The organism is Clostridioides sp. GD02367, assembly GCF_045900275.1.
GTDB classification, from domain to species: Bacteria; Bacillota; Clostridia; order Peptostreptococcales; family Peptostreptococcaceae; genus Clostridioides; species Clostridioides difficile_A.
The window spans coordinates 280,938-301,155 of sequence record NZ_JBJODK010000003.1 but is presented as its reverse complement, the minus strand read 5'-3'; the positions used below and the strand labels follow the sequence as shown (position 1 = coordinate 301,155).

Genomic DNA, 20,218 nt, shown 5'->3' with positions numbered 1-20,218 from the left:
AATAAATCTTAAATGGGAGGTGGTAAATAAATGATAAGAGCAAAATCTTTAAAGAGCATATTGAGTATTGTTTTAATATTTTTATTTACAATAATTTCATTTTCTGACTTTGCATTTAAAACTAATGTTCAAGAAGAAGAAAATAATAAAGTTAATTTAAAAGAGATATCTCTTCAAAGTTCTAATGCTATAAAAATAAAATTGGATAGTTCATTATCATTCATTAAAAGTGTATCAAATATGGTTTCATATTTTGATACTATAGATAATCAAGAAATAATTCCATTGTTATCTAGAATAGCAAAGGAATCTGATTTTCAAAGAATATCTATTGTATCTCCTAAGGGGATAAGTCATACTAGTGATGGAAAAACTATTGATGTATCAAATTATGAATATTTTAAGAAAGCAATTAGAGGAGAAAGTAATATATCTGAAATTTTAAAATCTCCAGTTGATGGGAAAGATACTTTTGTTATAGCTACACCTGTGCTTAAAAACAATAAAGTAGTTGGTATTTTGTATGGTTCTTACTACAATGATAAACTAGCTGAACTTATAGATATAACGAGTTTTAATAGTGATGGATATATACATATATTTGAATCTAGTGGACGATTTGTTTTAAAATCTTCACATACAAATAATCTTATTAAATCCAGTAGTAATATATATGATATATTTAAAAATGCCTCTTTTGATGAAGGTTATAGCTATAAAAAAATATACGAGGACACAAAGAATAACAAAAGTGGTTTTACATCATATGAATATAAAGGAGAGAATAGGTATGCCACTTATACACCAATTGGTGTAAATGATTGGTATGTGCTTTCTGTTATACCACAATATACTGTAAGAAAAAATATTGATAAAATAAATCAATTAGCATTTTCTCTAATTTTTAAAGTATTCTTATTATTTATTATACTTATAATATACATCTTTTATAAAAATAATAAATCTCAAAGACATATATTAAAAACAAACAAAGAAATATCATCTATTACAAATAGCATTCCTGGAGGAGTACAAAAATGTACGATTGGAGAAAGGTATGAATTTAATTTTTTAAGTGATGGATTTATAGATTTGTTTGGTTATACAAGAGAAGAAATAGAAACCATATTTAATAATGACTTTTATAATCTAATACATAAAGACGATGTAAAAAGAATAAAAGAGGAGATTTCTGAACAGCTTCACAAAAACAAAACTATTGAGCTAGAATACAGAGTTATAACAAAAAATTGTGATGTAGTGTGGGTTTTAAATAAAGGAGAAATTATAACAGAACCTGATGGTAAAGAGTATCTTTGTTGTGTAACAGTAGACATTACAAAAACGAAACAATTAGAAAAAGAAATGGAACAAAAAAATCTAGAACTTGAAATGGTATCAGAAAATATTTTAGGTGGCATACTTATAACAGACTTTAATGAAGATTTTACTATACAATACACTAATGCTGGTTATCTTTCAATGATTGGATATACTCGCAAACAACTAGAAGAAGAACTTCAATACAAGGCATGTACTCTCGTTTTTTACGATGATAGAAAAAAGACTCTTAAAAGTATAAAGCATCAGTTAGATAAAAAAGGTATAGCTGAATATGAACATAGAATAATAAGACGAGATGGTAATATTATCTGGGTTTCTGTAAAAGGAAGACTAATTGTTGATAGCGATGGAAGTAAAAAAGGTATTTGGATTCTGACTGATATAACTGATTTGAAAAATGTAGAGCAAAAACTTAAAATCAATGAAGAAAGAGTTAGAATTGCATTAAGACAAACATCAAACACTATATTTGAATATGATATAGAAACAAAATCACTTTTAAATACTAATAAAGAACTTGATAAGTACAACATTCCTAATATTACTGAAAATGTTCCATATTCTTTAGTAGAATCAGGAATAATTCATAAAGATTTTAGTGATGATTTTATAAATATGTACGAGAAAATAATGAATGGAGCAAAGATAGCAAATTGTATAATTAAGATAAAACTTCCAGATAAAAGTTACGTATGGAATAAGGTTACTTTGACCACAGTTTTTGATGAAGATGGGAAACCTGTAAGAGCAATTGGTATACAGGAAGATATAAGCGAACAAAAAGAGGCAGAAATAAGATATAATCAAGAAGGTAAATATCATTCAGCTATATTATCGGAAGCAATGATAACTTATGAGATAAATGTATCAAAAGATACTTTTATAAGAGGAAATGAAAATTGGTATAAAGAATTCGGAATTAAGCCTAACAATAACTACTCAGAGATGGTAAAAAATATAGCAAAGAATATTATCTATAAAGATGATAAAGATGTATTTTTAAATACATTTTTGTGTAAGAATTTGTTAACTGCACACAAGAATAATATAAGTGAAATAAAATTAGAATATCGAAGAATGAATCAAGAAAATAAAATGATTTGGGTTATTTGCACGATGCACCTGATAAAAGACTCTATTACGAATGATATAAAAGCTCTTGCTTATGTTAAAGATATTGATAAACAGAAGAATGAAGAAATTAGATTAAAAATAAAAGCAGAAAGAGATACCCTTACAGGATTATATAACAAAGGGACTACGGAAAAACTAATCAATGATTTCTTAGACTCTGAAGAGTCAAGCTTAGGAATACATGCATTTTTAATTGTTGATATAGATAATTTTAAATCTGTAAATGATAATTTAGGACATGTATTTGGAGATAAAGTATTATTTGAGGTTTCTAAACATCTAAAACCTATATTTAGAAAAGATGATATAGTGGGTCGTATTGGTGGAGATGAATTTATAGTATTCTTAAAGAATATTCAATCTTTTGGTAATGCTAAAAAGAAAGCTGAAAAAATATGCGATATATTTAGAAACTCTTATACTGAAAACAAAAAGACATATAAAATATCAGGTACAGTTGGAATTTCATTTGTTCCAGAACATGGAACTATATTTGAAGACCTTTATCAAAAAGCAGATATAGCACTTTATTATGCAAAAAGTAAAGGTAAAGATAAATATGCACTTTACAATGATTATGTCTATCAAAATGAAGTTGGTAATATAGATTACGAGAGTATAGAAAAAGTAAATAAATATGAAAAATCTAAACCTGTACTTAAGGAAGTCCTTGATTCCATTGATAATTATATATATATAGTAAATCCAAATACTTATGAACTTCTCTTTATCAATAATAAGGTATCAAGTCTAGATTTAGAAATAAAACTAGGTGAGACTTGTTATAAATCATTATTAAAATCTAATAAACCTTGTGATAATTGTCCTCTTAATGGATTGGAAGAAAATAAACACTCGAAATTCAATATGGAGACAAATACATTTGGTACAAATGTAAGTATAGCAAGTTGGATTAATTGGATAGACGGAGAATATAACTGTCTCTTAGAGTGTATAGATATTTCTTTGTACAAAAATAAATAAAAAGGATTATGAGAATATGTTAAATAGTGTTAGTTTAATATTGGGCATAGTATTTGCAATTTACTATTTTTATCTTAAAATAGTTTTTGGAGGTATTTCATTTAGTGAAATTTTCTTAGTTGTAGGAATCCTATTAATTGTTTATCAAATATTTAAGAATAAAATTAAAGAAAAGAAGGTTTTTTATAAATTGCTAAAGATAATAATTAGTGTTTTTCTAATAGTGTTCATAGTTACTGAAAGTTTGATTATTTTTTACCCCAAAAACAACTTTGAAGTAAAGAGTGATTATCTATTGATTTTAGGAGCTTCTGTAAAGAAGAATACACCAAGTACAACCTTAAAGGGAAGATTAAACACAGCCTTAAAATATTTAAAGGTTAATGATGATTGTTATGTGGTTGTATCAGGTGGTAAAGGAAATGGAGAAAATATAACTGAGGCAAAAGCTATGAAAGATTATCTTACAAAAAATGGTATAAATAAAAATAGAATAATAGAGGAAGATAAATCTACTAATACTTACGAAAATTTTAAGTATTCAAAGTTAAAGATAGAAGAACATAGCAAAGGAAAATTAAAAGACTTAAAAATAAAAATAGTAACAACAGATTTTCATGTTCTTAGAAGTAAAATATTGGCATATAGAAATGGATATAAAAACACCTCTTTTTATGCTAGTAAATCAAAACTTTCATTTATACCTACTTATTATACAAGAGAATTTTTTGCACTATGGAAAACAATTGTTTTTGATATATAATAAATTAAGAAGACTGGATATAAATTATAAACCTATATCCAGTCTTTTTTTATATGATAAACCAAAAGTTATAAAATTATCTTTTCTTTTAATTCTAATCCATTTCTCATCTTTACAAATCTCCTTGGCATTTTATATTAATATCATGAACGTAAATAAAATATTCATAATATTAATACAAATCAATATAAAAATAGTTTCAAGATTGTACTAATTTTTATAAATATAGATAGAATTTTAAAAAGACTTTTTAGTTTACATAATAAAAATAAAGTTAACTAAAATTCTTAATTTTAGCTTGAGGCGTATAATTAGACGTTTAAATAAATTCTAAGCTTATTTTATCCTCAAAGGTATAAAACATCAATAAAAAATATATAAACTACTTAAAAACTAAAATAATAAGTCGTTATTTTAGGCAAGATTACGAAAATAATTATAATAAAAAATACGAAATAATCAAAGTCAGTAAATGTTATAAAATTCAACTAGATTTCAACGTGTATTTTGAAGTTACTTTTAATTTGCTATTATTATTAAGTGAATAAAATACTGAGAATTTTATGATTAAAATAGAACATAAATAAAAAATGAGATGTATATAGTTTAATCCGAAAAATATCTTAAGTGATTAAATTTGATTTTTTTAAAATAGTTTGTTTGATAGTTTAGAATATAAAAGCATGGTTTTTAATTTATTTAAAACTAAAAAAAGAGAAAAAATAATAAAAAAATTACTGACATTTTACTGACAAAATACAAATTTATCTTGTTATATATATTGAAAATACTGGATTAATAAAAAATGGCATAAAATAGTATATTTTATGCCATTTTTTATTTGTATGATAGTTTTTAAAAATTATAATCTAAATAGTTTATCTACCACAAAAAATACGCTATCAAATAGATTGGGGATTATGGAAAGAAAAAAAGAATATTATAGAAAAAAAGCATGCTTATTGAATGAAAATGTCACATAAAAGTATTTAAAAGAATAATATATTATGAACACAAAATTTTATAATTTCAAAGGAGTGATAATATGGCAACAGTGTCAGGCCAAATAATTTTTGATAGAGATAGAAGTGCTACTATCAACACTGGAGACACAGGAATAGCCAATGTACCAGTTGTGTTACAAAATATAACAACTGGAGCTAGACTTGTAGTTCTTACAAATGCTACAGGAAATTATGTGTTTACTAATGTTCCAAATGGTAACTATAGGATTGTAGAGGCTTTTGGAACTCCAGGAGGAATACCGACACCAGGAAATTTTGCAACAGCAGTAGTAGGTCCAGTTCCAATTGCCCAAGCACCACCTATTACTTTTGTAACAAATCCACCTGCAGGTTCAACAAACTTAGATTCTACAACACCTAATACATTACTAATAACAGTGACAGGTTCTGATATAACAAATCAAAATATATTAAATGGACCTGTAATTTATACACCTATACAAAATATATTGGACCCTTGTGTATCTGTATCTGATATAAATCTTATTACAGATGCGGATAATGGTACATTTGGTTTTTTCCAACCAGGCACACCAAGTAATACAGGTCCTGCAATAGAACCTTACCCAGGTGTAACGCCAGATTTTACGTATGTGGTACCAGACCCGACTAAGTTTACACCTATAGATGGAGAATACACAGTACAAAACATTATGACAAATGCGATGAGCAACGTTATAGGAGCTTGGTGGCGTATTGCTGACCATACTACAGGAAATGAAACAGGTAGAATGATGGTAGTAAATGGTTTTGATCCAGGCGCTGTATTTTTTAGATCAACAGTATCTGTTACACCTAATACTAATTTCCTATTTAGTACATGGATTTTAAATCTTTTTAAGGTAACAGGATATCCACCACCACAATTAGGCGTAAGAATACTTGACCAAAATAATAATATATTGTATCAGGCAACATTAGGAACTCAAATTCCAGTTAATACAAACGCACCAGAATGGAAAGAAGTAGGTACTATCATTAATTCTCAAAATAATAATCAACTTACAGTAGAATTTTTTAGTGAAGGAGAAGGTGCTGTCGGAAATGATTATGCTATAGATGATGTTTCTTTAAGAGAAATTGAAATACCAACATTTACTCCAATAAAAACAAGCAATACAACGGCTGCAAATGTAGGAGATATAGTCACATACACAGTTAGACTAGATAATACTTGTAGTAGTCCTTTAACTAATGTATTTTTTAGAGATATCGTTCCAAATGGTTTGTTATTTATACCTGGAAGTGTAACAGTTAATGGTGCATCTATATCAGGAGTAGACCCTAATATAGGTTTTACATTGCCAAATGTTGGAGGAGGGACAAGTGTTGAAGTAACCTTTGATGTAAGAGTAGAAGGTATTCCTAATCCAAATCCAATTAATAATATAGCAACTATAGATTACTCTTATACACCTGTAGAGGGAGGAATACCAAATGATTTTTCAGTAGATTCTAATCCAGTTCCACTTTTGGTAATAACAGCAGATATTGAAGTTACAAAGATGTCTGAGCCTGATGTTGTGAATCCAGGGGAAGAACTGATGTATACTATAAAAGTTATAAATAATGGACCATATCCATCTGAAAATGTAATCTTAACAGATAATATACCTCCTTCCATCTTGAATCCAGAGTATTCATCAAATGGAGGAATAACTTTCCAACCATGGACTGGAAGTCTTAATATAGGTACTTTAGGAGTAGGAGAAGTAAGAGTTATTATAATTAGAGGGGTTGTAAATCCATCAGCAATAGGTACTATAAGAAATACAGCTATGGTATCTTCATCTACAGCAGACCCAAACCCTAGAAATAATACGTCTACAATAGATACAGAAGTAAGTCTGTTAGCAGACCTTTTAATAGTTAAGACATCAGAACCTAACTCAGCAGTTCCAGGTACTTTATTAAAATATACTATTGAAGTAGTAAATTTAGGGCCATCAAATGCTGAAAATGTAGTACTAAATGATGATATACCAGATTCTGTTTTGAATCCAGAGTATTCAACAAATGGTGGGGTAACTTTCCAACCATGGACTGGAAGTCTTGGTATAGGAACTTTAGGTGCTGGAGCTTCAGTAACAATTTTAATACAAGGAATAGTCAGTTTAAACGCTACAGGAGATATAGTAAATACAGCAACAGTCGTTTCATCTACACCTGACCCAGATTTAAGTAATAATATATCAACTACTATTACACCAGTTAATCCACAAGCAGGCATTTCTATTATAAAAGTAACTGATGAAGATGTAGCTGTTCCTGGAGAAGAACTTGTATATACAATTGGAATTTTTAATGAAGGACCATCCAATGCTACGAATGTAGTTTTAACAGATAATATACCTGCTGCTATTTTAAATCCAGAATACTCAATAGATAATGGAGTAACTTTCCAACCATGGACTGGAAGCCTTAATATAGGTACAGTGGCACCAGGGCAATTAATAAGAATTATTATAAAGGGATTAGTAAGTTCAACAGCCACAGGATATATTACAAATACAGCAGAAGTAAGTGCAAATGTACCAGAACCAGTTGTAGATTCATCAACAGTGACAACTCCTATTATTGCATCAGCAGATATAGGTGTAATAAAGACTAACAATATGGATGCAGCAGTTCCAGGAGAAACTTTTAGCTATACTATAGTAATTACAAATGCAGGACCATCAGCTGCACAGAATGTTATTTTAACAGATAATATACCAAGCTCTATTCTAAATCCAGAGTATTCAGTAAATGGAGGCGTAACTTTCCAACCATGGACTGGAAGTCTTAATATAGGAACTTTAAATTCTGGAGAGATAAGAAGTATTATAATAGAAGGGATAGTAAGTCAAACAGCAGTAGGTATGATTGTAAATACTGCAACTGTAAGTTCACCTACACCTGATCCAAATCTAGACAATAATACTTCGACAGCAGAAATAGAAGTAAGTTCATCAGCAGATATTTCTGTAATAAAAGAGAATGAACCAATTGCTGTACCAGGAGAAACATTCATTTATGTTGTTGAGGTTTCAAATGCAGGACCATCAGCTGCACAAAATGTTATTTTAACAGACAATATACCAACTTCTATTTTAAATCCAGAATACTCAATAGACAACGGAGTGACTTTCCATCCATGGACTGGAAGACTTAATATAGGTACTCTAAATGCTGGAGAAGTAAGAAATATTATAATAATGGGAACAGTAAGCCAAACAGCAGTAGGTATTATTGTAAATACTGCAACTGTAAGTTCAACTACGTATGACCCAAATCTAAATAACAATACTTCAACATCAGAAGCAGAAGTAAGCTTATCAGCAGATGTTTCCGTAATAAAATTAGTAAATAAAAAAGAAGTTTGTGTAGGAGAACGATTAGAATTTTTAATAAAAGTATCAAATGCAGGCCCAGCAGATGCTCAAAATGTTATTTTAATAGACCATGTGTCAAATAAACTTGGTAGAGCAGAATTTTCATTGGATAGAGGTATAAGTTTTAAACCATGGACTGGAAGTCTTGATATAGGTACATTACCAGCAGGGTCTTTAAGAGTTATGCTATTGAGAGGATTTGTAAAACCAACATGTAATGACAAACTAATAAATACTGCAAAAGTAACTTCAACAACACCAGATTCAAATCCCAACAATAATATATCAAGAGTGAAAGTGAAAATTGAACAGTGTTGTTGTGATGACTCATGTTGTAAAGATTGTTGTTGTGACGACCCTTGTTGTAATTGTTGTAAAGATTGTTGTTGTGGCGATCCTTGTTGTAATTGTTGTAAAGACTGTTGTTGTGATAAACATAGTTGCAATTGCTGTAATGATTGTTGTTGCAATGAACACAGTTGCAATTGTCACAATGATTGTTCTAAAAATAAGTCTAAATATTAATTTGCCACAATAATTTTATCCTAAATAAGATAAAAAGTAGATTTACAGTGTATGAAGAAAATATTTTATATTAATTAAAAAATATTAACCTTTTTATATTTGATAAGGACTAACTTCGCAGTGCTATTGCCTAAAGCGAAGTGGTCCTTATATAGTTTTGTTTTTTAATAAAAATTATTCATATCTTTTACTTATCTAAATTTATATAGCCAAAAATAATTTAAGATTTATCACCTCAGGCTATTTTTATATTCATAAAGGTACATTTCTTTAAGTACATAGGTAAACTTTACTGCATTTTAAGAATAAAAGAATTTTATTCCTATTGTTGAGGATGAGAATACTATTTTTTTATATTGGAATAATAAGAGTAAATCTATAATACAGAAAAGAGGTATTTCTAGTATGCATGAAAATAAAAAGAATCTATTAGATGGAAGCTTAGCTCAATATAATGATACAGCTGTTCCAAAAATACCAGTATTCGCTGGTAGTGATATAACTTCAGAAGTTTATTATTTTAAACCTAATCAAGTTCTTAATGCTCATAGACATCCTAATGGTGAGCAAATATTTGTGTTTCTAAAGGGCGAAGGTAAAATGAAGCTTGGTGAACATGAATGTGATGTAAAAGATGGTGATACTGTCTTTGTACCAACAGGAGAATGGCATGAGATTACTAATGGAAGCAAAGAAGAAATGGTAGCTGTTCAAATCACAAAAATCAATGCTGGAGCAGAATATAGAGGATAGATATATAAGTACAATTAGTACTTTAATTTCTATTTTATTATATAAACTTTAATCTCAAACTGTAAAAAGAGGCTATCTCAAAATAGAGATAAGCCTCTTTTTCATTGTTGAAATGATGAACATATATTCTTTATTTTATATTTTTTATAGCATTCTCAGCAAACTCAGTATTTACAATATCTTTATAAGGTGCTTCTTTGTCTAATTCTTTGGCCTCTTTCATAACAGACATTAATTTGTTCAATCCTTCTTCTTTTAATACAGGATTTTGAGACCATGCATCTATTGATTTGTATCTATCTACAACTGTTGTTAAGTCTTCTAAAGATATATCTTCAAAGAAAGGTTGCATAGCTTTAGCTATATCCTTACTAGGTGCTTGTTGAACCCATAGTTGACCTTTATAGACAGCATTTGTAAATCTTTGAATTAAATCTTTATTATTTTTCATATATGATTTAGTAGTGGAATAAGCTGTAAATGGTATTTCTCCAGAATCTTTTCCTATAGATGTAACTATATATCCACTACCTTCTTTTTCCATAGCTGTTGCTGTAGGTTCAAAAGCTGTTGTAAAGTCTCCTTCTCCACCTGCAAAAGCTCCTGCCATTACACCAAATTGGTAATCAGTCTAATTATAACACTAAAATATGTATTTAATTTTTTGATTAATTTCTTGAGATATTGGGGTAGAGTGTTAAAGAAAAATCATCAGACTTCTGACTAGCTTCTTTTTTATATACAGCATAATTAATTACAGTTTTAAGTAGTATGTTTTTTAAATAGGGTTCTTTCTCTTCTGTATATTCACTTAGAATTCTTTCGAGTTGAGGAATAACTTGCGCTTCAACTATTTTTCTTTCTTTTTCAATTTCAATATTTATATTTGTTTTATTTATAGCTTTTCTTATATCTTCTATACGAGATGTAAGTATATTTGAACGTTCTAGAAATGTATCACTGTCATAAATCCCTTGTTCTAAAAAATCATGTAGTCGCTCTTTTTGTTTTTCTAGATTATTAAATTCTTTATTTAAACTTGCTAAAGTATTTTCTAAATTATCCTTAATTTTAAAACTATCTTTTTCTTCTTTTAAAGATAGTTTATAATCTATTACCCATTTGTTTAAAACTGATAAAATTTTATTTTCTAATATGTATAATTTTGTAGCTTTATTTTTACAATTAGTACAAACCATATATTTCTCATGACCACTTGATGTAGTATTGGATTTAGCTACTAAAGTATGATTACAGTATCCACATTTTACAATCCCAGCTAGTGGATTAGTTATTTTATTGTTTGATGTGGGAGAGTTACTGCGTTTTTTTCTTATGTTCTGTGCTTCATTCCATATATCTTCGCTTATTATTGGTTCGTGTTTTCCTTTTACTTCAATCTGTTCTTCGATTCCTCTTGTTCTACTAGAATTTCTTTTTCTCTCAACTTTATTCCATACTATATAACCACAATACACTTTATTTTTTATAATATCTCTAACTCCTTTTTCATACCAAGTCCTACCTGTTGTAGTTTTATAACCAAGTTCATTTAGATAACTAGATATTTTACATGCGCCACCTCCCTTTAAATACATATCAAAGATTATTTTAACAACAGTTGCTTTCTCTTCATTTATTATAAGTATTCTTTCTTTATTATTTAAATATTTAATATCATATCCATAAGGCGGTGCTTGAGCTATAAATTTACCTTCTTCAATACTTTTAATTTTTCCTCTTTGCATACGTCTAGATATTAATTTTAATTCTTTACGAGCCATAAAAGCTTCAAATTCGGAATATTCTTCATCAAATTCATCATTTAAATCATAAATTTTTCTAGGAGTAATAATTTTTGTTTTAGATTTTTTAAATGTATCCAATATTAATCCTTGGTCTTGCATATTTCCACGTCCTAAACGGTCAATATCCATTACTAAGACTGCATCATAGTCATTATTTTTAACCTCATCTAATAGTTCTATCATCTTAGGTCTGTATTTTATACTTTCACCAGAAATAAGTTCTTCTTTAATATTAATAACATTTAAATTTTTCTCTTTTGCTAATTTTAAAAGAGTTGTCTTATGTCTACTTAGTGTTTCAAATTCACCTCTATGTTCTGCTTCTTCATCAGCTCTGCTTTTGCGTAAATAAATTGCGACATTCATTAAATCACACTCCTTGAATATATTATATTCAACAACAAATTGATTATATTTAAAATATAAAAAATAAACCCTTAAAAATACACGATATATTTTTAAAGGTTTATTTTTATATAGTAATTTCTATAGTCCATTTAAAATCTCATACTTTAAGTAATGTTCATATTGTTATCTTTATACCTTAGCTATAAATTTTACGCTATTTTTTTACAACAGGTATCCATACTTCAAACTTAGCATTTTGTGGGTCTGGATTTAAGTAAAGCTCAATATCAGGACCATTGTCATATTCATATCCAGAAGTAGGCAACCATTCTGTTACAATACGCTTTTCTAGTTCTTGAATTGCTTGTGGGCATTGGCCTTCTCCAGAGAATATAGCCCAAGTAAAAGCTGGAATAGTGTATTCGTCTAATGTATTATCTATAGATTTTGTACTTGAAACTGATATAAAATATCTCCATTCTTCTAAATCATTGCAAATGCTTATACCTAATACACCTTGAGGTTGACTATCCATCATAGGTATTAATTTTTGAAGAGTTCCATCTAAAGCAACTTTTTGCCACATTTGAGGAACAATTTCAAAATTCTTTTCTAATTCAGTGTGAAGTGGCTGAGATACACCAACTATACGAAATGCTTCTTTTTTTTCGACTCTATAATTCATTTCTTCGGCTCCTTTTATACTAATTTTGAAGCTGATTGGTGGAAAGGCCTTCAAAGTTGTTATTTCTCCTTTTTTTATAACTGATGGAGCAACACCATGAATACTTTTAAATGCACGATTAAAGGCAGTTGGAGAAGAATATCCATATTTTAAAGCTACATCAATTATTTTTTTATCATCATTCTGTAATTCTACAGCTGCCAAAGACATTCGTCTACGACGAATATATTCAGAAAGTGGTACATCTGCCATATAAGCAAACATTCTTTGAAAATGATATGTAGAACAACAAGCTATTTTTGCAACTTGTTCATATTCAATTTCTTTTGTTATGTTTTCTTCAATATAGTTAATTGCTTTGTTTAATCTTTCAATCCATTCCATAAAATCAGCTCCTTGTAATTTATATAATATATATTTTAAAATAGTTAATCCTCTCTTTCTATGCACTAATTAACTAGCTTAATAAAGAATGAACATGAGAAAGTCTGTAATTAACTACAAAAATGAACAAATAGTATTGTTTTTCACATTAAAGTATATCACAAATTAGTATCTAATTTTTATAGAAGATAACAGTTTTAATTGATTATGAAATTTTTATAATATTTTAGGTTAAACATTTAATTATATATAATATTTTATTCATAGTTAACTATTTTTGAGGGTTTGCTTTTAATCAAGCAAAGCTTAGTTACTCAATTATAAATAATCATTGAGAATAGGACAATTTTTAAGATACATAAAATATAAAGAGGAGGGGATTTAAATGCCAAAGATAGAAAAAGACTTGGACGGTACAACTACTATAATATATCTCGACGACGATGTAGATGTTCCAACAGACGAGAATGGTTATAAAATATCCATGACAGTACTACATGGAAAGACAATCTGTCATGTAGTATCTCCTGAAACAACCTTAGGAAGAAAGTTCACATTAGAAGAAAAACAAGAAAAAGATACAATAATATATGAAGCAATAGAAAAAATAATGGTAGATAGACAATTACAAATAAAAGATTCAAACAAAGAAGTTGCTAGTCATTAGCACTTCTTTAATAAGTTAAGTAGGACAAGTATTTTTTATAATATTATTGACTTATAGTCTAATTAGACTATAATATAAACATAGATAGTCTAATTAGACTACCATGAAAAATAAATACAACAAGAGTTTAAGAAAGGACAATAACAATGATTAAATCATTTTTAATGTTAGGACAGTCCAATATGGCTGGAAGAGGATTCATAAGTGAAGTGACTCCAATTTATAATGAAAGAATACAGATGTTACGTAATGGAAGATGGCAAATGATGACAGAACCTATTAATTATGACAGACCAGTTTCTGGGGTAAGTCTTGCTGCATCATTTGCAAATACATGGTGTTGTGAAAATCAAGAGGATAGAATTGGGCTAATTCCTTGTGCTGAAGGAGGCAGTTCCTTAGATGAATGGAATATAGATGGTATACTTTTTAAACATGCTATAAGTGAAGCTAAATTTGCCATGCAAAGCAGTGAATTGACAGGAATTTTATGGCATCAAGGAGAAAGTGACAGTAATAATGGCAACTATAAATTTTATTATAAAAAATTACTTTCTATTATTGAAGCTCTTAGAAAAGAATTAAATATTCCAGATATGCCAATTATTATTGGTGGATTGGGAGACTTCTTAGGAAAAGTAGGTTTTGGGAAAAGTTGTACTGAGTACGTATTTATCAATCAAGAGTTACAGAAATTTGCTTTTGAACAAGATAATTGTTACTTTGTTACAGCAACAGGCCTTACATCTAATCCTGATGGTATTCATATTGATGCAATATCTCAAAGAAAATTTGGATTACGTTATTTTGAAGCTTTTTATAATAAAAAGCATATTATGGAAGCATTAGCTAATGAAAGTGAGTTGATAATACCAAGTAATTCCAAGACATATACAAAAACAGAAAAAATATATATAAATAGTATGGACTTGGCACTAGGAAAGATATCATATGATGAGTTTGAATCTAAACTTATTAAACTTAATGATAATTAGATAAAATATTCATTAATATATTAGTAAATATAGCTTGAAAAAAGAGGTGATTTTTTGATACCATTATTAATTTTAGGATTATTAAAACAAAATCCAAATTCTTATGGATATGAGTTGTTAGCATTAATGGAGAAGAAGCATTACAAGTACATAGTAAATTTCACTAAAGGTTCTTTTTATTATAATTTACAGCAACTTGAAGAAAAAAAGTTTATTGAAAAAGTTGAAAATAAACAATCTAATAAAAGTAGAGAAACTCATAACTATATAATTACTGAACTTGGATGTCAAGAATTTGAAAAACTAATGTATAAGTATGGTTCTAAAACAGAGTATATAAATCTATCATTTTACGCAACACTGTTATTTGCCAATGATTATAAAAATGAAAAGTTAATAGAATTGTTGGAAACGCAAATTAAGCAAACTCAAGTAAGAATTTCTCTGTTAAATGAATCCATAGAAAATAACAAAACAAATTCACATTATTTTAATAGAATGCTAGAAAATTCTCGTTCTCACCATTTAGTTAATATTGAATGGTTTGAGAAGTTACTAAATGATATTAAAGATTGATGTTAATAATTGATGTTAATAATAAAAAAATCTACATATATACTTTATATAAATGTAGGATATATAGATTAAAATAAGGCAGATAATTTCCAATTGGATATCTGTCTTTTTATTATATAAGATGTTAAAAGACATTTATACTATGTAAATAAAATTTATAAATATAAAGTTATTAATCGTTGAATTACAGACACTTAAGATGAAAAGTATGACATCTGATATAATAAAATTGTTTGAGTATTAATTAATGGTATAAATAGTTTTAATATAATTGTATTTATAAATAATTATAAAATAATAAATTAATTTTTTTATACTGACTTTTTTATAGTATAAATCGTTATATATAATGACGGAGGTGATAATAGTGAATGATGCTCGGATTATATCAAGAATAAAAGCAGGGGAAAAAGAATTGTTTGATACTCTAATCAAAAAATACTATGATAGCATCTATTGTTATTGTTATCGCCATGTAGACAATCAAATGACTGCACAAGACTTAACCCAAGATGTATTTATAACAGTTATAAAAAATATAAGTGATTATAAACATTATGGTAAGTTTGAAAACTATTTATATGTTATCGCAAAAAATAAGTGTAAGGACTTATGGAAGAAAAAGCAACCGATATATTTGGAGTCATTAGATAAAGAGATGTCAAAGCAAGAATTAGCAGATGTTGAAAACAAAATATTTGTAAAAGAAGCTTTGATTAAATTACCAGAAGTAGAGTTTGAAGTGATAATTTTAAGGTATTATCATGATTTAAAATTTAAGGATATTGCTAAGATTATGGGTTCAAGCGTCTCTGTAACAAAGTATAGAATGAATAGAGCATTAAAAAAACTAAAATTATATCTGGAAGGAGGTAAATTATGAATAATAAAAAACTTAAAGAAAGTCTATTTGAATATAAAGTTCCAAAATATGATGTTTCAGCAATTGAAAAAACGGTTAAAGCTATACATGAATTAACATTTAATAATGCAGATAAAAGAATGAATAGTATAGAATTTTTTATCTCTCAAATTGGCTTTATACGAAAAAGAACTTGGATTATGCAATTTTTAGTACTGTGTATAATATGCTTATTTTTATTTAGTACATCAAGAGATAGCAATTCACTTTACAATACTTTATCCTTGATTTCCGCAACATTTCCACTTCTCATATTAACTAATATAGAAGAGTTAGCAAAAGTATATAATAGTAGTATTTTAGAGATAGAATTTTCAACCAAAAATACACTACACAAAATTATTGCTACAAGAATGCTTGTATTTGGAATAAGTGATTTGTTGCTTATGCTTATTGTCTTGATATCTGCAAAACAAACTATTAATTTAAATGTACTGTATATAATAATTTATATACTAGTGCCCTTTAACTTAATGTGTATAGGATGTATGGAAATTATAAATAGAAACAAAGGTAAAAATACGAATTATTATTGTATGATATATGGTGTATCTCTTGTATTATTGATATTTACACTAGGTACTTTTAGAAAAAGTATATATCAATTTGAATCAATAAACCAATGGCTAATCGTTTTTATAATCACATCATTAATATTAATTTATGAAATAAGAAAAACATGGAGACATATTCGTTCGTTTGAAAATATTATTGTGTAAGAAAAAAATAAGAATATACAGTATCAGGAGGAATAAGTATGGAGCTAAGTGTAGAAGGATTAACAAAACAGTATAATAACAAAGTTATAGTAGATAAAATAGAATTTAGATTGAATGAAGGTATATATGGATTTTTAGGAGAAAATGGGGCAGGAAAGACCACTCTTATGAGAATGATTTGTGGGATATTAAGTCCATCATCTGGAGAAGTAAAGATAGATGGTAAAAATAACTTGGATATGGGAGAAGATTTTAGAGATATGATTGGATATCTTCCTCAAGACTTTGGATATTATCCAGATTTTACTGCAAAAGAATTTATGCTATATATAGCTTCATTAAAGGGATTGATACCTAGCCATGCAAAGAAAAAAACACAAGAATTATTAGAAATGGTTGGTTTATCAGATGTAATCAATAAAAAAATAAAAACATTCTCTGGAGGGATGAAACAAAGGCTAGGATTTGCTCAGACACTACTTAACGACCCTAAAATTTTAATATTAGATGAACCAACAGCAGGATTAGACCCTAAAGAACGAGTTAGATTTCGTAATTTGATTTCAAAATTCTCTAAAAAGAAAATTGTTATTTTATCTACTCATATTGTATCTGATGTAGAACATATTGCAGATAAGATTTTAATAATGAAAAAAGGAAGATTCATTTTAACTGGTTCAGTTGAAGAGGTAACTTCAAAAATAGAAGATAAAGTATGGAAATGTGTAATTAATGAAAATGAAGTAGAGTATATGTCTGATAGATATTGTTTAGCAAATATTCATCATTCTGGAGGAGTCGTAAATCTTAGAATTATAAGTGATATAAAACCACATGATAATGCATGTAATTTGAAACCAACATTAGAAGATTTGTATTTATATTGTATCAATGAGGAACTATAAATATATATAAGGAGATAAGTATGTCTACATTAATTAAATTTGAATTAAAAAAAATAATAAAGAGAAAGTCTACAATAGCAGTTATTTTAGGAAGTCTAGCCTTAAGCATAATCCTTTTTTCTTTAATGCCACTTCAAGAAAAAGCTAATGATGAGAATGGAAAAGAGTATAGAGGTCTACAGGCCATTGAAATAAAAAAACAACAATCTAAATTAAATGATGGGTACATAACAAATAAAAAAGTAGAAAACTCAGTTAAAGAATATCAAAAAATGTTTAATAATCCAGATAATATTATAAAAGATGAAAGTGGTTTTTCAGATTTTAAACCAGATATTTATTGGAAATTTTTTTATCCTAGTAAGAGTTTTTACAGTTTTATAATAGAGTCATATAGTAAGCCTAATGATTTTGATTCCTCTATAATTAGAACAATGTCACTAAAGAATGGCATTGATTTTTATAAGTCTAGAAATGAAAAAGTAAATACAATCTTAAATATGGAATATGCAGATGGAAATTATACACAAAAAGAAAAGGAATTTTGGTTATCTAAGAATAAGGAAATAAGTGAGCCCTATTTAAATGGATATTATCAAGGTTGGGATTATTTCATATTATCGAGAGATTTACTGATTTTTACTATATTAGCTATTTGTATAAGTATAGCTTCTGTATTTTCAGGAGAATATCAATCAGGTACTGATTCAGTGATATTATCTTCTAAATATGGAAAAAGTAAAGTTATAACAGCCAAAATAATAAGTTCCTTTTTATTTGGGACAATTATTTTTATTATAAACACAATTGTATGTGTTGGAATACTCACTCTGTCTTTTGGAATGGATGGATGGAATTTACCATTACAACTTACAACTAGTTCAGTTCCATATCCATATACACTTTTACAGGCAACATTACTAAGCATATTAGTTATTTATATTATATTAATAGCATTAATTAGTTTTACACTTTTATTATCTTCTTGCATGAAATCACCTTTTCCAGTTTTAATTACAAATATAATAATACTTTTCGTACCAATATTTTTACAATATAGTGAAACAAACAAACTTTATAATCTGATTTTACGAATTTTGCCATCAAATGCTATTTCATTTTCGTTTGCCAATTATATAGATTACAAGATTGGTAATTTAATAATAGATTTACCAACTATGATTATTTTTACATGTTTAGTACTTGCAATTATTTTCTTACCTTTTACTAAAAATAATTTTAAAAAACACCAAGTTAATTAAACTATATAATATAAAAAGCTTGAGGATACAGAAATAAATTATAGTTAATTTCTGTATATTCAAGCTTTGAAGTTTTGTGTTTAAGTTGAGCAATTATAAAATATGTAGTTTAGAGATTATAAGTTTATGTTATAAACATACTGATTTTTGTACATCAGTTCTTACATTAACATTACCTGCTTTTAGATTTTCTCCTATAGTAAGCCCTTTGTCTTTTAGAACATATTCAAAAGTCATAAGTGGAACTCCACCTTTTCTGCCACCTAATATTTCTTTTCCTTTTAAATCATCATAAGAGAAATTAGACATTTTTTTTCTAGCTACTAAAAAACTTCCATCTCTTTTAGTCAATTGAGCAAAGTTCACTGCATAATCATTTTTATTTTGATTATATACATATATAGATGCTTCAGGACCCATTAGACCTACATTTGCTTCACCTGAAATCAAAGCTGCCATAGTTTTATCAGCACCTTGAGTATTTATAAGGTCGATTTTTATACCTTCATCTTCAAAAAAACCTTTTGTAATAGCAGCATATTGTGGAGCGTAAAAAACGGAATGAGTAACTTCTGCTATAGTTACCTTATCTAGATTTTTAGATGAAGAGTCATCTTTTTTATCATTGGAACTAAAATCACATCCAGTTAGACATAGCGTGCCTATAACAACAGAACTTGCAATTGCAACTATTTTTTTAAACATAATAAATACCTCCCATAAGACATCCGAATAATATATAGTATTAAATATTTATTGTAGTTGTTACAAAAATGTATCTATATTTATTCAATTTCTACAAAAACCTAAAAATAAATTTAAGTTTTATGTTTTAAACAATGTTTAATCTTGGGTAAATTATATTGATTATTTATAATTTAAAGGGTAAAATTAAAATAATATTATTTTAGAGTACTATATATAAATACTAATTTATATGAAAAGAATTTATATATAAAGTTAGATTATTTTTATATGAAATAACCTAACTTTATATTTTGCAATTACTTGAGTATTACTGGACAAACATAATTAAAATGGAGGA

15 protein-coding genes are annotated in these 20,218 nt (G+C 27.5%); 11 read left to right on the top strand and 4 right to left on the bottom strand.

Annotation, left to right across the window (positions count from 1 at the left end; genetic code table 11):
- Positions 1–30 precede the first annotated feature (30 nt).
- The 4 genes from Q3223_RS05680 to Q3223_RS05665 all read left to right on the top strand — a co-directional run bounded on the left by Q3223_RS05680 (position 31) and on the right by Q3223_RS05665 (position 9,902).
- The gene (locus Q3223_RS05680; protein WP_284181922.1) at positions 31–3,462 is read left to right on the top strand and encodes a PAS domain-containing protein; all 3,432 of its coding nucleotides are present in this window, start codon (positions 31–33) and stop codon (positions 3,460–3,462) included.
- Between the two features lie 16 nt (positions 3,463–3,478).
- Positions 3,479–4,225 carry a YdcF family protein gene (locus tag Q3223_RS05675; protein ID WP_231300868.1) on the top strand — a complete coding sequence of 249 codons (747 nt, stop codon included), beginning with the start codon at positions 3,479–3,481 and terminating at the stop codon, positions 4,223–4,225.
- Between the two features lie 1,045 nt (positions 4,226–5,270).
- Entirely contained in the window at positions 5,271–9,149 is a 3,879-nt protein-coding gene (locus Q3223_RS05670; RefSeq protein WP_407811754.1) for a hypothetical protein, read from the top strand.
- Positions 9,150–9,554: 405 nt separating this feature from the next.
- Positions 9,555–9,902 (top strand): cupin domain-containing protein, encoded by a 348-nt coding sequence (locus Q3223_RS05665; RefSeq protein WP_054270322.1) that lies wholly within the window; start codon positions 9,555–9,557, stop codon positions 9,900–9,902.
- 130 nt (positions 9,903–10,032) lie between these two features.
- Here the strand turns inward: Q3223_RS05665 and Q3223_RS05660 are convergent, their stop codons facing one another.
- From Q3223_RS05660 to Q3223_RS05650, 3 genes are all read right to left on the bottom strand, one after another.
- Positions 10,033–10,512: an ABC transporter substrate-binding protein gene (locus tag Q3223_RS05660; protein ID WP_074178151.1), complete on the bottom strand. Its 480-nt coding sequence runs from the start codon at positions 10,510–10,512 to the stop codon at positions 10,033–10,035.
- A 58-nt stretch (positions 10,513–10,570) separates the two neighbouring features.
- Complete coding sequence (locus Q3223_RS05655; RefSeq protein WP_219674014.1) at positions 10,571–12,076, bottom strand: recombinase family protein; 1,506 nt, start codon at positions 12,074–12,076, stop codon at positions 10,571–10,573.
- A 196-nt stretch (positions 12,077–12,272) separates the two neighbouring features.
- Positions 12,273–13,127, bottom strand: a complete 855-nt coding sequence (locus Q3223_RS05650; RefSeq protein ID WP_054270324.1) for an AraC family transcriptional regulator — start codon at positions 13,125–13,127, stop codon at positions 12,273–12,275.
- Between the two features lie 385 nt (positions 13,128–13,512).
- Here Q3223_RS05650 and Q3223_RS05645 point away from each other — a divergent pair, with 385 nt between their 5' ends.
- From Q3223_RS05645 to Q3223_RS05615, 7 genes are all read left to right on the top strand, one after another.
- Positions 13,513–13,794, top strand: a complete 282-nt coding sequence (locus Q3223_RS05645) for a hypothetical protein (protein WP_054270325.1) — start codon at positions 13,513–13,515, stop codon at positions 13,792–13,794.
- Positions 13,795–13,940: 146 nt separating this feature from the next.
- A complete protein-coding gene (locus tag Q3223_RS05640) occupies positions 13,941–14,789 on the top strand; it encodes a sialate O-acetylesterase (protein WP_407811753.1) in 849 nt (282 codons plus the stop codon).
- Positions 14,790–14,843: 54 nt separating this feature from the next.
- Positions 14,844–15,365 carry a PadR family transcriptional regulator gene (locus tag Q3223_RS05635; protein WP_054270327.1) on the top strand — a complete coding sequence of 174 codons (522 nt, stop codon included), beginning with the start codon at positions 14,844–14,846 and terminating at the stop codon, positions 15,363–15,365.
- A gap of 367 nt (positions 15,366–15,732) precedes the next feature.
- Positions 15,733–16,248, top strand: coding sequence for an RNA polymerase sigma factor (locus tag Q3223_RS05630; protein ID WP_074178152.1), 516 nt, complete (start codon positions 15,733–15,735; stop codon positions 16,246–16,248).
- Complete coding sequence (locus tag Q3223_RS05625) at positions 16,245–17,006, top strand: hypothetical protein (protein WP_054270329.1); 762 nt, start codon at positions 16,245–16,247, stop codon at positions 17,004–17,006. Before Q3223_RS05630 ends, Q3223_RS05625 begins: the two co-directional genes overlap by 4 nt.
- A gap of 38 nt (positions 17,007–17,044) precedes the next feature.
- Positions 17,045–17,911: an ABC transporter ATP-binding protein gene (locus Q3223_RS05620; protein ID WP_054270330.1), complete on the top strand. Its 867-nt coding sequence runs from the start codon at positions 17,045–17,047 to the stop codon at positions 17,909–17,911.
- A gap of 20 nt (positions 17,912–17,931) precedes the next feature.
- A complete protein-coding gene (locus Q3223_RS05615; RefSeq protein WP_054270331.1) occupies positions 17,932–19,173 on the top strand; it encodes an ABC transporter permease in 1,242 nt (413 codons plus the stop codon).
- 129 nt (positions 19,174–19,302) lie between these two features.
- On the opposite strand, the gene Q3223_RS05610 is transcribed toward Q3223_RS05615, so the two are convergent.
- On the bottom strand, positions 19,303–19,878 hold the full coding sequence (locus Q3223_RS05610) for an ABC transporter substrate-binding protein (RefSeq protein ID WP_407811752.1): 576 nt from the start codon (positions 19,876–19,878) through the stop codon (positions 19,303–19,305).
- Between the last annotated feature and the right edge of the window lie 340 nt (positions 19,879–20,218).